At 65.5% G+C, this 13799-nt stretch carries 13 protein-coding genes and 1 tRNA gene; 11 read left to right on the top strand and 3 right to left on the bottom strand.

Annotated features, from left to right (window positions below):
• The first annotated feature begins 47 nt into the window (after nucleotides 1–47).
• Entirely contained in the window at nucleotides 48–596 is a 549-nt protein-coding gene (locus tag V6M37_RS03850; protein WP_332671171.1) for a DUF2062 domain-containing protein, read from the top strand.
• Nucleotides 597–608: 12 nt separating this feature from the next.
• Here V6M37_RS03850 and lolD read toward each other — a convergent pair whose 3' ends face one another.
• A complete protein-coding gene (gene lolD / locus V6M37_RS03845; RefSeq protein ID WP_332671169.1) occupies nucleotides 609–1295 on the bottom strand; it encodes a lipoprotein-releasing ABC transporter ATP-binding protein LolD in 687 nt (228 codons plus the stop codon).
• The gene (locus tag V6M37_RS03840; protein ID WP_332671168.1) at nucleotides 1288–2541 is read right to left on the bottom strand and encodes a lipoprotein-releasing ABC transporter permease subunit; all 1254 of its coding nucleotides are present in this window, start codon (nucleotides 2539–2541) and stop codon (nucleotides 1288–1290) included. The genes lolD and V6M37_RS03840 overlap by 8 nt, the downstream gene beginning before the upstream one ends.
• A 252-nt stretch (nucleotides 2542–2793) precedes the next feature.
• Between V6M37_RS03840 and V6M37_RS03835 the strand changes: the two genes are divergently transcribed.
• The 9 genes from V6M37_RS03835 to V6M37_RS03795 all read left to right on the top strand — a co-directional run bounded on the left by V6M37_RS03835 (nucleotide 2794) and on the right by V6M37_RS03795 (nucleotide 12764).
• A complete protein-coding gene (locus V6M37_RS03835; RefSeq protein ID WP_332671166.1) occupies nucleotides 2794–3057 on the top strand; it encodes a high-potential iron-sulfur protein in 264 nt (87 codons plus the stop codon).
• A 102-nt stretch (nucleotides 3058–3159) separates the two neighbouring features.
• A complete protein-coding gene (locus tag V6M37_RS03830; protein WP_332671165.1) occupies nucleotides 3160–4257 on the top strand; it encodes a hypothetical protein in 1098 nt (365 codons plus the stop codon).
• Nucleotides 4254–5945 carry a single-stranded-DNA-specific exonuclease RecJ gene (gene recJ / locus V6M37_RS03825; protein ID WP_332671164.1) on the top strand — a complete coding sequence of 564 codons (1692 nt, stop codon included), beginning with the start codon at nucleotides 4254–4256 and terminating at the stop codon, nucleotides 5943–5945. The genes V6M37_RS03830 and recJ overlap by 4 nt, the downstream gene beginning before the upstream one ends.
• Before the next feature lie 154 nt (nucleotides 5946–6099).
• Nucleotides 6100–6777, top strand: coding sequence for an OmpW/AlkL family protein (locus tag V6M37_RS03820; protein ID WP_332671162.1), 678 nt, complete (start codon nucleotides 6100–6102; stop codon nucleotides 6775–6777).
• Nucleotides 6778–7038: 261 nt separating this feature from the next.
• Nucleotides 7039–8143 (top strand): peptide chain release factor 2 gene (gene prfB / locus V6M37_RS03815; protein WP_332671161.1). Its coding sequence is split into 2 segments (ribosomal slippage): nucleotides 7039–7119 and nucleotides 7121–8143, totalling 1104 coding nucleotides; the frame shifts between segments, so codons are not numbered across the junction.
• A 327-nt stretch (nucleotides 8144–8470) separates the two neighbouring features.
• Nucleotides 8471–9091: a LemA family protein gene (locus tag V6M37_RS03810; protein WP_442880990.1), complete on the top strand. Its 621-nt coding sequence runs from the start codon at nucleotides 8471–8473 to the stop codon at nucleotides 9089–9091.
• Nucleotides 9092–9165: 74 nt separating this feature from the next.
• On the top strand, nucleotides 9166–10134 hold the full coding sequence (locus V6M37_RS03805; protein ID WP_332671160.1) for a TPM domain-containing protein: 969 nt from the start codon (nucleotides 9166–9168) through the stop codon (nucleotides 10132–10134).
• Between the two features lie 85 nt (nucleotides 10135–10219).
• Nucleotides 10220–10756, top strand: a complete 537-nt coding sequence (locus V6M37_RS03800; protein ID WP_332671158.1) for a TPM domain-containing protein — start codon at nucleotides 10220–10222, stop codon at nucleotides 10754–10756.
• Nucleotides 10757–10931: 175 nt separating this feature from the next.
• The gene (locus tag V6M37_RS03795) at nucleotides 10932–12764 is read left to right on the top strand and encodes a DEAD/DEAH box helicase (protein ID WP_332671157.1); all 1833 of its coding nucleotides are present in this window, start codon (nucleotides 10932–10934) and stop codon (nucleotides 12762–12764) included.
• Nucleotides 12765–12906: 142 nt separating this feature from the next.
• On the opposite strand, the gene V6M37_RS03790 is transcribed toward V6M37_RS03795, so the two are convergent.
• Nucleotides 12907–12991: transfer RNA gene (locus V6M37_RS03790), tRNA-Leu, on the bottom strand.
• On the opposite strand from V6M37_RS03790, the gene V6M37_RS03785 reads away from it, so the two are divergent.
• The gene (locus V6M37_RS03785) at nucleotides 12966–13640 is read left to right on the top strand and encodes a DUF1178 family protein (protein WP_332671155.1); all 675 of its coding nucleotides are present in this window, start codon (nucleotides 12966–12968) and stop codon (nucleotides 13638–13640) included. The two genes, V6M37_RS03790 and V6M37_RS03785, sit on opposite strands and share 26 nt — an antisense overlap.
• The last annotated feature ends 159 nt before the right edge of the window (nucleotides 13641–13799 follow it).

The raw sequence follows: 13799 nt of genomic DNA, 5'->3' as shown, positions 1-13799 counted from the left end.
GGTTTGCCGAGGCCGGCCCGTAGAATCGCACCTCTGCCGGGAGCCCCATGCGCAAGACCCTCAAGCGATTTCTGCCGGATCACGACACGATTTACGCGAACCGCTGGTTCCGGCCGTTCGCGGGCACGCTGCTGCACCCGCGGCTGTGGCACCTCAACCGTCATTCCGCAGCGGGCGGCTTCGCGGTCGGACTCTTCTGCGGAATGATTCCGGGACCGCTGCAGATGCTGGGCGCGGCGATCTTCTGCCTGATATTCCGCGTCAACCTTCCGCTCGCGCTCGTCACGACGCTGTATTCCAATCCGCTGACGATCGTCCCGCTATACCTGCTCGCGTACAAGATGGGCGGCTGGGCGATGGGACTCGAAGGCATGCATTTCGCCCCGCCGCCCGAACTCGGCGACCTCGGCCTCACCGAGTGGATCCACCTGGTGGTCGAATGGATGGCCGGTCTCGGCAAGCCGCTTGCGCTCGGCCTGATCCTGCTCGCCGCGAGCCTGTCTGTGATCGGCTATGTCGGCGTGAAGGCGGCGTGGCGGATCTGGTTGATCCGCACCTGGCACGGACGGCGTAACCGGCGCAGCGGCGCCGGTTGAATCGCACATCCCTCAGGCGAGCCGGCCGTCTTCGAGGCGCAGCGTTCGCCGGGCGCGCCGGGCAAGGGTTTCATCGTGGGTCACGATGATGAAGCTCGTCGCCAGCCGCTCGTTGAGGCTCAGCATCAGGTCGAACACATCTTCCGCCGTGTGCCGATCCAGATTGCCGGTGGGCTCGTCGGCGAGCACACAGGTGGGCTGCGTCACCAGCGCGCGCGCGATCGCAGCGCGCTGGCGCTCGCCGCCGGAAAGCTCCCCCGGCGTGTGATCGAGCCGGTGCCCGAGCCCGACTTCCTTCAACATCGCGACTGCCCGCTCATCTGCCGCCTCCCGGTCCATGCGCCGGATATACAACGGCATCGCGACGTTCTCGACGGCCGAAAATTCGGGCAGCAGATGATGGAACTGGTACACGAAACCGAGCGCCTCGTTGCGCGCACGGCCGCGCTCGGCGTCCGACATCCTGGAAAAATCGCGTCCCATCAGCCGCACCGCTCCGGCCGACGGCACATCGAGTCCGCCGAGCAGATGCAGCAGCGTGCTCTTGCCCGAACCGGAGGCGCCGACGATCGCGAGGCGGTCGCCGCGGGGAATCTCGAGCGTCACCCCGTCGAGCACCTGCACCGCATCGGCGCCTTCGCGGAAAGTTTTGGACAATCCGTCGCAGGACAATACGTTTTCGTCCATCGGCTCACTCATAACGCAGCGCCTCCGCGGGGTTCACGCGAGAAGCTCGCCAGCTCGGGTACAGCGTCGCGATCAGCGTCAGCACGAACGAGACCGACACGATCGTGACGACGTCGGCGGGCAGAACCTTGGACGGCAACTCGCTGATGTAATAGACCTCCTTGTTCCACAACGTCGCACCGGTGATCCCTTCGAGCGCCGGGATCACGACATCGAGGTTGTTCGCCAGCAGCAGCCCGCCGGCGACGCCGGCCGCCAGTCCGACGAGCCCGATAATCGCGCCCTGCAGCACGAAGATCGCCATGATCGAGCGCGGGCTCGCGCCGAGGGTGCGCAGGATTGCGATGTCCGCATATTTCTCCTGCACCGCCATCACGAGCGTCGACACGATGTTGAATGCGGCGACGGCGACGATCAGGAACAGGATCACGGTCATCATCGTTTTTTCGAGCGCGACGGCGCGGAAGAAATTCGCGTGACTGCGCGTCCAGTCGGTCACCATCACGTTTTCGTCGATGAAACCGGGAAGTTCGCGCGCGACACGCGGCGCCGCGAAGAGATCATTGAGCTTGAGCCGCACGCCGCTGACGCGCTCACCCATGCGATAGAGCGCCTGCGCGTCCTGCAGGTGGATCAGCGCGAGCCCCGAGTCGTACTCGAACATCCCCGCCTCGAAGATGCCCACGACCTCGAACTGTTTGACGCGCGGCAGCACGGCCGCCGGCGTCACGAGGCCCTGCGGCGCGATCAACGTGACCTTGTCGCCGAGCTGCGCCTGCAGCGTGAACGCGAGGTCGCGTCCGAGGACAATCCCGAAGCGCCCCGGCTGGAGCGCGTCTAGGCTGCCCGAGCGCATGTGCCGCGCGAAATCGGCGACGCGGTCTTCCGCCGCAGGCAACACGCCGCGCACGAGCGTGCCGCGTACTGCCTGATCGAACGACAGCATCCCTTGCTCCTGGATGTACGGCGCCGCGGCGACGACGTCGGGATGGCGCGCCGCCTGATCGGCGACCTGCTGCCAGGCGTCGAGCTCGCCGTCGAAGCCCGACACCTGCGCGTGGGACGCGACGCCGAGGATCCGCGTGCGCAATTCCTCCTGGAAGCCGTTCATCACGGACAACACGACGATCAGCGCGGCGACGCCGAGGCCGGTGCCCAGCATCGACACCAGCGAAATGAAGGAAATGAAGCGGTTGCGCCCCTGCGCACGCTTGCGCGACCGGGTATAGCGCAGACCGACCAGGAATTCGTATCGCATCGGGAGGGCGGGGGCGAAAAGGCGCCATTCTGCCGGAAGCCGACCGGTGAAGCGATCGCACGTCCGACCGGATCACGAAAATAGCTGCCGCACGGCGCCCCCATTCGCGCGCGATACCCCGCGGCCAGTCGCCCGACAACATCGTCACAGCTGCGCGCGCAGCAATATACGTGAAGCATTTTCAATAGCGGTAGATATGCTTATGGTATGTTAGACACCCCCGCTCCGGGGCCCTTTATTGGAGACCGACTGATGAATCCTTCCCGTCGCACAATGCTCAAGGCCGCCGGCCTCACCCTCGCCATGATTCCCGTCGTGGCCGTCGCTGCCAGGAACGAGGGAATGCGCGCCTCGATGAAGTACCGGGACACTCCGGAAGGCGAGAATCGCTGCGCGACCTGCAATCTGTTCGTGCCGGGCAAGTCGGCGGACGCCCCGGGAGGCTGCATGATTTTCCCGGGTGACACCGAGGTGTCGCCGAACGGCTATTGCGTCGCGTGGGCGAAGAAGCTCTGACGAACGGCGCCGCCCGGCCGGATCGTCCGGCGACCCGGCCTCGCGCGGCGTCTGCCGCTATCCGCTGTGCTAGACTCGCCTCGCTCTTCGCCCGGTAGCCCCATGCAGATTCATCTCGTCATTCCCGGCCTGCTCTGGCCCGGCGCTTCGCTGACAAATCCCGCTTCAGGTCTCGAACTTCCCGCACTCGCGCGGCTGCTCGGCCTCGGACAGCGACGGGTCCGCGACTTCGAACCGCTCGACCGGCAGCTCGCCCGGATACTCGGCCTCGCCGCAGCTGCCGACGCGCAGGCCCCGCTTCCGCTGGCCGCACTGCGTCGCCTCGGCGAAACTACCGGCGCGGCTGAAGAAGCCGGCGCTGACGCCGGGTGGCTCTGCGCGGACCCGGTCAATCTCTCGTTCGCGCGCGAACACCTGCTGTTGAACGATTTCCCCATCGACGAACTGACCGGCGCCGAAATCGACGCGCTGATCGAAACGCTCAACGAGGTCTTCCAGGATCTCGGCCGCTTCGAGGCCTGCACGTCGACCCGCTGGTATCTGCGGCTTGCGAAACCGACCGCGGCGAAGCTGTTTCCGCTACATGACGTCATCGGCCGCCCGATTCGCCACTTCCTGCCGGAGGGCGACGATGCGCGCCTGTGGCAGCGCACGATGAACGAAGCCCAGGTTCTGCTGCACAACCACCCGGTCAACCAGGCACGGGAAGCGGCTGGCCGGCGCACGGCCAACAGCCTGTGGTTCTGGGGCGCAGGAACGCTCGATCCGGACTCGGTGGCACCGCCGCCCGCGGTGCAGTCGCTCGAACCGCTTGCGCGCGGCCTCGCACGGGCTGGCACGGTCGAACCGATGCCGCCCGACGCGGCCTCCGCGCTGCAGCAGGACACCGTCATCGTGCTCGACACCCTGCTCCCCGCCGCGCGCCAACTCGACCTCGACGCATGGCGCGCGAATCTTGCGAGCGTCGAACGCGACTGGTTCGCGCCCCTCGCCGCGGCGCTTCGCAACGGGCGCTTGGGGACCCTGACCCTCACGGCTCCGGGCGACCGCAACACGGTCGAACTCGAAGTCCGTTCCGGCGACCGCTGGAAGTTCTGGCGCCAGCCGATCGCGTTCGAAGCGCTGCTCGCGTCCCTCGCCCCAACCGTCGCGCCCGCTTCCGGTGCGGCCGACAGCGCCCCATACCGCCCTGACCGATGACCCGCATCCAATCTCGCAGCGCCCCGTCCCGCTCCGTTCAACGCCTCATCGACGACGGCACGCATCCCCTGCTCGCCCGCATCTATGCCGCGCGCGGCATCACGCGACGCGCCGAACTCGACTACGCGCTCAAGGCCCTGCTCCCGCCGGCGGCGCTACGCGGCACACACGAGGCAGCCCAGCTCCTCGCCGACGCAATCGAGGCCGGGGCGCGAATGGTGATCGTCGCGGACTACGACTGCGACGGCGCGACCGCCTGCGCCGTCGGCGTTCGCGCCTTGCGCGCGTTCGGCGCCGACGTCGGCTATCTCGTGCCCAATCGCTTCGAATACGGCTACGGACTCACGCCGGCAATCGTCGAACTCGCGGCACGGATGCAGCCGGACGTGCTGATCACCGTCGACAACGGCATTGCCAGCGTCGAAGGCGTCGCCGCGGCGCGCAGCTACGGGATGGCGACGCTGATCACCGACCACCACCTCCCCGGCGACGCGCTGCCCGAAGCCGACGTCATCGTCAATCCGAATCAGCCCGGCTGCGACTTCCCGAGCAAATCGCTGGCAGGGGTCGGCGTGATGTTCTACACGATGCTCGCGCTGCGCGCCGAGCTGCGCGAACGCGGCGCATTCGCCGGTCGCCAGGAGCCGAACCTCGGCGAACTGCTCGACCTCGTCGCGCTCGGCACGGTCGCCGACGTCGTCAAGCTCGACCACAACAATCGCATCCTGGTTGCCCAAGGACTTGCTCGGATGCGGGCCGGCCGGACGAACGCCGGAATTCGGGCGCTGTTCGCCGCAGCCGGGCGCGAGGCGGAGCGCGCGAGCACGTTCGACCTCGGCTTCGCGCTCGGACCGCGCCTGAACGCCGCCGGGCGACTGTCGGACATGAGCCTCGGCATCGAGTGCCTGATCACCGACGACATGGGCCGCGCGCTGAACATCGCGCAGGAACTCGACAAACTGAACCGCGAGCGGCGCGGCATCGAACAGGGCATGCAGGAAGACGCGCTGATGCGCCTCGCCGGCTTCGACCCGGGACAAACGGCAACCGTCAGCATGTTCGAACCGGACTGGCACCAGGGCGTCATCGGCATCGTCGCCGGGCGCATCAAGGAAAAGCTGCATCGACCCGTCGTCGCGTTTGCCCGCGGCGCCGAGGGCGAGTTGAAGGGATCGGGACGTTCGATTCCCAGCCTGCACCTGCGCGACGCGCTCGATCTTGTCGCGAAGCAGCATCCTGACCTGATCCTGCGGTTCGGCGGCCACGCGATGGCAGCGGGGCTCACGATCCGGGAGACCGAGTACGCGCGCTTCCAGTCAGTGTTCGAGGAAACCGTGCAATCGCTCGTAAACCCGGCGGATCTCACCCGGACCCTCGAAACCGATGGCGCGCTCGAAACCGGCTACATGACCCTCGACTCCGCACGACTGATCGAACAGGACGTCTGGGGCCAGGGGTTTGCCGCCCCGGTGTTCGACGACCGGTTCCGCGTGGAAAACCAGCGACTGCTGAAGGACAAGCATCTGAAGCTGCAGCTCTCGAAGAACGGCGCGCGCTTCGATGCGATCCGTTTCAATTGGGCGGACGGCGCAGGCGCGAACATCCACGCGGCCTATCGGCTTGCCCCGAACGAATACAACGGCGTGACGAGCCTGCAACTGATGCTCGAACATTTCGAGTCCCAGTGATTCCGCGCGCAAAAACCGCGTACGTCATCGCGTAGAGCCGACCAGCATCAAATTTATCAATACACCGAAAAGAACATTTTTGTGCAGCGCACATAACCACTCTAAAAAAATGGTTAAAATCAACGGCAAAGCTTTCATACAAAAGGAGCAAGCCGTGAAACGTTCCGTTCTCTTGTCCTCGATGCTGGCCCTGACCCTCGCAAGCCCCCTCGCTCAGGCATACAAACAAGGCGACATGATCGTGCGAGCCGGCGCAATCATGGTCGATCCGACGGTCGACGATTCGAGTGTCTCCACCACGGCGACAGGCAAAATCCCCGGGTCCAAAGCCACCGTTGACAGCGACACGCAACTCGGTCTGACGCTGTCGTACATGATCCGCGATCATGTCGGCATCGAACTCCTCGCCGCAACCCCGTTCAAGCACGAAGTCGGCTTGAAAGGAATCGGAGGCGGTCTCGACGGCCAGCTCTCGACGATCGAGCAGCTCCCGCCGACGCTGTCGCTGCAATATTTCCCGTTGGACTCCTCGTCGAAGTGGCAGCCTTACATCGGCGCCGGCATTAACTACACGACGTTCTTCAATGAAGAGCTGACCAGCGCACGCAAGGCACAAGGATTCTCCCATCTCGATCGTGAGAGCTCGTGGGGCCTCGCACTCCAGGCGGGCCTCGACTACATGCTGACCGACAAGGTTATTCTCAACGCTGCCGTGTGGCGCATCGACATCGACGGCGTGGCGACTGCGCGCCATTCTGCGCTCGGCAAGGTCGAAGTCGACATCGATATCAACCCGTGGGTGTACATGGTCGGCGTCGGCTACCGCTTCTGATCGCCGGCATTGCAGTTCGCCTGTGAAACCACGGCGGCCACCCAACGGTCGCCGTTTTCATTTGTGCAGCATGAAATTCGGGAGTCGGTCGGATCGCGTTGCAGCACGATCAGCCCGTCCGTTCCCTTTCCCTAATCGGGCAGGCCGGTAAAGCGCGGCTCGAAGCGCCCTGCGATGCCTGCCCCACGCCCGAGATTCTGTCCCGCGTAGCGGCACCGCACGGGTATACTCTCCGGCTTTCCCGATTTTCCGGAGTGCCGTATGGAAGCCGAACGCCTCAACGCCATCGCCCAGCAACTCGACGACCTGCGCGCGCGCGGTCGCGAACTCCGGAGGTATCTTTGACTACGACGAGAAATCGTCGAAGCTCGAAGAAGTAACGCGCGCCCTCGAAGACCCCGCGGTCTGGAACAACGCCGAGAAGGCGCAGGAACTCGGCAAGGAAAAGCGCCAGCTCGAAGACATCGTGCATAACCTGCGCGACATCGAGCAGATGTCGATCGACCTGAAGGACCTATTCGATCTCGCGCAAGCCGAGGACGACGAGGACACGCTCACCGCGGTCGAGACCGATCTCGCACCGCTCGAAGCGAAGGTGCACACCCTCGAATTCCGCCGCATGTTCTCGAATCCGATGGATCCGAACCCCTGCTTCATCGAAATCCAGGCAGGCGCCGGCGGCACGGAAGCCCAGGACTGGGCGGGCATGCTCGAACGCATGTACCTGCGATATTGCGAGCGCAAGGGCTTCAACGTCGAGGTAATGGAAGAGTCCGAAGGCGAAGTCGCCGGCATCAAGGGCGCGACGATCAAGGTCAGCGGCGACTACGCGTACGGCTTCCTGCGCACCGAAACCGGCATCCACCGTCTCGTGCGCAAGAGTCCGTTCGACTCCAACGCGCGACGTCACACGAGTTTCTCGTCGGTGTTCGTCTACCCCGAAGTCGACGACTCGATCGAGATCGACATCAACCCGGCGGACCTGCGCATCGACACCTACCGCGCGTCGGGCGCCGGCGGCCAGCACATCAACAAGACGGACTCCGCGGTGCGCATTACACACGAGCCGACCGGCGTCGTCGTGCAGTGCCAGAACGACCGCTCGCAGCACAAGAACAAGGCCGAAGCGATGTCGATGCTGAAGGCCCGCCTGTACGAACTGGAACTGCGCAAGCGTCAGGCCGAACAGCAGAAGCTCGAGGACTCCAAGAGCGACATCGGCTGGGGGCATCAGATCCGTTCCTACGTCCTCGACCAGTCGCGGATCAAGGACCTGCGCACGAATTACGAAGTCGGCAACACGCAGGCGGTGCTCGACGGCGACCTAGACGACTTCATCGGGGCGAGTCTGAAGCAGGGGGTGTGAGATCGGGCGCGCGCAACTTCCTCCGCCCGGTCGGAAAGAGGAACGCGGCGCGCTGATTTCGGACGATCGCGTGTTACGCAGCGTAGTCGAACTCGAGACGATTGTCCCGGACCCCGACTTCGAGGCATCGCATCGAAGGACGTTCGGCGAGCGGGAAACACCGAGATCAAACGGAACACGTTCCCCCGGTCGCATCCTCCTCGACCGACACTCAAAAATCGATGCGGCGCGGGTCGTCGGCCTTATGATGCACAGGTGAGGAAATCAAAGCCTCGCTTCGTGCGAGATACCGCTGCCGCGGGCTACCCGTTGGAGGACTGCACCGACATGTTCGCGCATATTTTTTTCCGCCGCTTTGCGCTGATCGTTTCCGCGATCGCCATGTTTGGCCTCACCGGCTGCGGCTACAACGATTTCCAGCGCCTCGACGAGCAGAGCAAGGCGGCATGGGCCGAAGTGTTGAACCAGTACCAACGGCGGGCCGACCTGATTCCCAACCTCGTCAGCACCGTGAAGGGTGAGGCGAATTTCGAGCAGGAAACGCTGACCCGGGTCATCGAAGCGCGCGCGCGCGCGACGTCGATCCAGGTCACGCCCGAAATGCTCGACGACCCGCAGGCGATGGCGCGGTTCCAGCAGGCGCAAGGACAACTCGGCGGTGCCCTGTCGCGACTGCTGGCGGTCGCCGAGAATTACCCGAACCTCAAGGCGAACCAGGGCTTCCAGGATCTGCGGGTGCAGCTGGAAGGCACCGAGAACCGCATCACCGTCGCCCGGAACAAGTACATCCAGACCATCCAGGAATACAACGTGCTCGCGCGCAGCTTTCCGACGAATCTGACCGCGATGATCTTCAATTACGATCCGAAGGCGGGATTCACGGTGGAGAATGAACAGGAGATCTCGCGCCCGCCGACGGTCGACTTCGGCACGAAGAGCCAGCGCTGAGCTCCCGGCTTCCGATTGCCGCACGATGCACCTCGGCGTCCTTCCTTCTGCCGGCATCCAACGAGCCCGCCGTGATGAGCCGTCTGCACCTCCCTGGCGAACTGCCGTTCCGCGCTAATCCGCACTGCGCCGATCGCCTGAAAGGCCGCGCGGTCGGCTGGCTCGTGCTCGTTCTCGCATGGTTCGTGCTCGCCCCGCTGTCGCCGGGCCTCGTGCACGCGCAGGCCGTGCAATCGGTCCCTCCGCTGACCGCACGGGTCATGGATCGCACCGGCACGCTCGACGCTTCCGAAGTGCAGGCGCTCGAAGCGAAGCTCGCGCAATTCGAGGCCGAGCGCGGCGCCCAGATCGCCATCCTGATCGTCGCGACGACCGCGCCGGAAGACATCGCGGCCTATACGTTCAGGGTCGCCGACGAATGGAAGATCGGGCGGCGGCACGTCGGCGACGGCGTCCTGATGGTCGTCGCAAAGGACGACCGGCGGGTGCGGATCGAGGTCGCGCGGGCACTCGAAGGCGCGATTCCCGACCTCGCCGCGTTCCATATCATCGATCGTGCGATCACCCCCGCGTTCCGCGAAGGGGATTTCGCCGAGGGCCTGAACGCCGGTGTCGAAGCGCTGATGGCCCGCGTCCGCGGCGAAAACCTGCCGCTCCCCGAACCACAATCCGCCCGCAGCGACGCGCTGTCGCTCAGCGACCTCGCGGTGTTCCTGTTTCTCGGCGTGCCCGTCGCCGGCGCGGTGCTCGTCGGGATGCTCGGACGGAAGATCGGGGCGCTTGCGACCTCCGGCCTCGCCGCCCTGCTGACGAAGCTGTTGCTCGGGAGCCTGCTGCTCGGGCTCGTCGTCGCCGTGTTCGCCTTCGTCTTCGTCCTCGCACTCGGGATCGGGGGCGGAGGACGCGGCGGTCGCGGAGGCGGCTTCGGCGGGCCGATCATCTGGGGCGGAGGCGGGGGTGGGGGCGGCTTCCGCGGCGGGGGCGGATTCAGTTCGGGAGGCGGCGGCAGTTTCGGCGGCGGCGGCGCTTCGGGAGGTTGGTAGTCATGCCGCGAGAGATCGGCGACGCGGGGCAACACGACGTTCGGACCCGGGGCCGAACGGAAACGACTGACGGGCGAGCTCGGCGATGAAGCGCGTGCTGCATTTGATGCGCCATTTCTGGCTCGACGCCGGCGACGTCGAGCGCACGCTCGGCGCCGGAACGCTCGACCGCATCGAAGCGCGCATCCACGCGAGCGAGCGGCGTCATCTGGGCGAAATTTGCGTCTGCGTCGAAGCGAGGCTGCCGACGAGCTACCTATGGCGTCATCTCCGACAGCACATGCCGATGGAACAGGTCGTACACGAACGCGCCCTCACCCTGTTCGGCAAGCTCGGCGTCTGGGATACCGAATTGAACAACGGCGTGCTGATCTATCTCCAACTCGCCGAACACCGCATCGAGATCGTCGACGACCGCGGCCTCGCGCGCCACGTCCCCGACGCCGAGTGGGAAAAGACGCTGGCCGGCATGAGCGCCCGGTTCCGCGAGGGGCGCTACGAAGACGGCCTTACCCGCGCGGTCGATGCCGTCACTGCCGCGCTGGAACGCCACTTTCCGGCCGACGGCAACGAGCGACCACCGCGCGAAAACCAGCTTCCGGACCGGCCGGTCGTCCATTGAGGCAATAAATCGAACGCCCGCCGCCGCGGTCACCTTGAGCGCCGCCAAATCGAGCCGAGCAACGGCGCCGGGTTTTCGGTAGGATGCGCGCATTCGCGAAGCGCCCTCGCCGTCCCTCGGCCCCGATCCGCGCTTCGCCCGCCGCTCGACCCCTTTTCGCTCCCTGCGTGACTCCATGACTTCCCCGATCGAATCCTTCGCCGAACTCGACCTCCGTGCACCGCTGCTCGCAGCGCTGTCCGAAATCGGCTATGAAACGCCGTCGCCGATTCAGGCCGCCTGCATCCCGCATCTGCTCGCCGGACAAGACCTGCTCGGCGAAGCCCAGACCGGCACCGGAAAGACGGCCGCGTTCGCGCTGCCGCTGCTCGATCGGATCGACCTATCGTTGAAGAACCCCCAAGTCCTGGTACTGACGCCGACGCGCGAACTCGCAATCCAGGTCGCCGAAGCATTCCAGAGCTACGCAAAGAAAATGCCCGGTTTCCACGTGCTGCCCATCTACGGCGGGCAGAGCATGGTCGTCCAGTTACGCCAGTTGAGCCGCGGCCCGCAGGTTATCGTTGGCACGCCGGGCCGCGTGATGGATCATATCGAGCGCAAGAGCCTGAATCTCGACGGCCTGACCGCGCTTGTGCTCGATGAAGCCGATGAAATGCTGCGCATGGGCTTCATCGACGACGTCGAGTGGATCCTCGAACACACGCCGCCGACCCGGCAAACGGCGCTTTTCTCGGCGACGATGCCGGACGCGATCCGGCGCGTCGCGCACCGCTATCTGCGCGAACCGCGCGAAGTCAAGATCAAGGCGAGCACGACCACGGTCGCGGCGATCCGCCAAAAGTTCTGCCAGATCGCCGTGGCCCACAAGCTCGACGCGCTCACCCGCATCCTAGAAGTCGAGGAGGATTTCGACGCCGCGATCATCTTCGTGCGCACGAAAACTGCGACCGTCGAGCTCGCCGACAAGCTCGAGGCGCGCGGCTACTCGGCGGCGGCGCTCAACGGCGACATGACGCAGCAGTTGCGCGAACGCGTCGTCGAGCAACTCAAGGGCGGCCAGCTCGACATCGTCATCGCGACCGACGTCGCAGCGCGCGGGCTCGACGTCCCCCGCATCAGCCACGTCATCAACTACGACATCCCGTACGACACCGAGGCCTACGTGCACCGCATCGGTCGCACCGGTCGCGCCGGGCGGGCCGGCAGCGCGATCCTGTTCGTCGCGCCGCGCGAGATGCGCATGCTCAAGGTGATCGAGCGCGCCACCCGCCAGCCGATCGAGGCGCTGCAGCTACCGTCGCGCGAAGCCGTCGCCGACAAGCGCGTCGCCGCCTTCCGTCAGCAGGTCGCCGAAGTCCTCGAAGCGGAAGACCTCACGTTCTTCACCGACGTCGTCGCGGGAATCGAGTCGAGCCACAAGGCGGACATCCACGACGTCGCGGCGGCCCTCGCCTTCCTCGCGCAGCGCGAACGCCCGCTGCAGCTCCCGACGTCGACCGGCCCCGACATCGCGCGACTCGCGGCCCCCCGTGCCGAATCCCGATCAGACCGCGAGCCGCGCGAAAACCGCGAAAAAATCCTCGAGCGCCGGCGCGAATTCTCCGAAGGGCACCTCCAGCGATACCGCATCGAGGTCGGCCGCAACCAGCAGGCGACCCCGAAAGACATCGTCGGCGCGATCGCCAACGAGGCGGGGATCGAAAGCCGCTACATTGGACAGATCAATCTCTACGAGGATTACAGCACGGTCGAACTGCCGAGCGCACTGCCCCACGACGTCCTCGACACGCTGCGACGGATCCGCGTAAAGCAGCACCAGCTGAACATCCGGCCACTCGACGCCGACGAAGCGAAACGCGACGCGGCGCGGCCGCGCTTCGGCGCCGGGCGTCCGGACAAGACCAAGCCCGCCGGAAACGCCGCACCGAAGCGATACGGCAGCGACAAGCGCGGCAGCACGCCCGGCAGCTTCAAACCCGGCAAAGCGAAGCCGCGGAACCGCTGAAAGCTCGAATCGGAGTCGCAGTAAGGGGCTGAGCGCGCCGCCGAACCGACTCCGTCACTCAGCCCTCGGCGAAGCGCGAATTACGCGGCCGAAGACACAGTCGGGAGCAGCGCAGGTCGTTTCGACGCAGAGCGGAGCCGCATGGTGCCCGGGACGGGACTCGAACCCGTAAGCCGTTCGGCGGTGGATTTTAAGTCCACTATGGTTACCAATTTCATCACCCGGGCGGGGTCCGCAATTGTATCTCGCGTTGTACCGCAAGTAACTGCGAGCGGTAATGCCGGCACGACTAATCGTATTGCGGGCGTTACAATTGCCGCATCGGCTGAGGTTCGGCCATGTCGCCACTCATCGGCCGCGGCCGTCTTGATTTTCGCCAAGCACCGGGACGAGAGCGGATACCGTCCCCGGAGCGTATTTCTTCAGGGTTTCCGAGTGATCGTTCTCAACCTCTGCTGTGACAACGAACATCTGTTCGAAGGCTGGTTCGGGTCCGTCGATGCGTTCGAGGTCCAGCAGGGGCGACAACAAGTGAATTGCCCGGTCTGCGGCTCGACCCATATCGAGCGCCGCCCGACTGCGCCTTACCTCAATACCGGCTCGGGCGCTCCCCAGCCGCGCGCCGCCGCCCCCGGCCGGAACGTCGCCCTTGCGAATGCCGACACGATTGCCGCGGCACTGGCGATGTTGCGGCATATCGGCATGGAATCGGAAGACGTCGGCGAGCGCTTTGCGGAAGAAGCACGGCGCATTCACTATGGCGACAGCAATGCGCGCAACATCAAGGGCAAGGCGACGCCCGACGACGTCGGCGAACTGCTCGACGAAGGAATCATGGTCCTCCCGCTCGCCCCGGATGACGAGGAGTTCCACTGAGCGCGATTGCGCTTTCTTGCGAAAAACAGGAAGTCCCGACGCGTACAACCCGTCAGCCCGTGCCCTGCCGGAGGCAGGGCGGTCAACAAGACCGTACAATCCGTCTTATCGCACGGATTGAGGCGTGCACGCCGACTTGACGCTGTGAGCAGCGTCGCA

The sequence above is a fragment of the Aromatoleum sp. genome, assembly GCF_036675785.1.
Lineage (GTDB): Bacteria > Pseudomonadota > Gammaproteobacteria > Burkholderiales > Rhodocyclaceae > Aromatoleum.
Note: the sequence above shows the minus strand (reverse complement) of the source record. Positions and strands in the feature narration are given on the sequence as shown.

Coding starts and splice junctions, on each gene's coding strand:
- V6M37_RS03850 (WP_332671171.1), top strand. CDS start 48: ATGCGCAAGACCCTCAAGCGATTTCTGCCGGATCACGACACGATTTAC.
- lolD (WP_332671169.1), bottom strand. CDS start 1,295: ATGAGTGAGCCGATGGACGAAAACGTATTGTCCTGCGACGGATTGTCC.
- V6M37_RS03840 (WP_332671168.1), bottom strand. CDS start 2,541: ATGCGATACGAATTCCTGGTCGGTCTGCGCTATACCCGGTCGCGCAAG.
- V6M37_RS03835 (WP_332671166.1), top strand. CDS start 2,794: ATGAATCCTTCCCGTCGCACAATGCTCAAGGCCGCCGGCCTCACCCTC.
- V6M37_RS03830 (WP_332671165.1), top strand. CDS start 3,160: ATGCAGATTCATCTCGTCATTCCCGGCCTGCTCTGGCCCGGCGCTTCG.
- recJ (WP_332671164.1), top strand. CDS start 4,254: ATGACCCGCATCCAATCTCGCAGCGCCCCGTCCCGCTCCGTTCAACGC.
- V6M37_RS03810 (WP_442880990.1), top strand. CDS start 8,471: ATGTTCGCGCATATTTTTTTCCGCCGCTTTGCGCTGATCGTTTCCGCG.
- V6M37_RS03805 (WP_332671160.1), top strand. CDS start 9,166: ATGAGCCGTCTGCACCTCCCTGGCGAACTGCCGTTCCGCGCTAATCCG.
- V6M37_RS03800 (WP_332671158.1), top strand. CDS start 10,220: ATGAAGCGCGTGCTGCATTTGATGCGCCATTTCTGGCTCGACGCCGGC.
- V6M37_RS03795 (WP_332671157.1), top strand. CDS start 10,932: ATGACTTCCCCGATCGAATCCTTCGCCGAACTCGACCTCCGTGCACCG.
- V6M37_RS03785 (WP_332671155.1), top strand. CDS start 12,966: ATGGTTACCAATTTCATCACCCGGGCGGGGTCCGCAATTGTATCTCGC.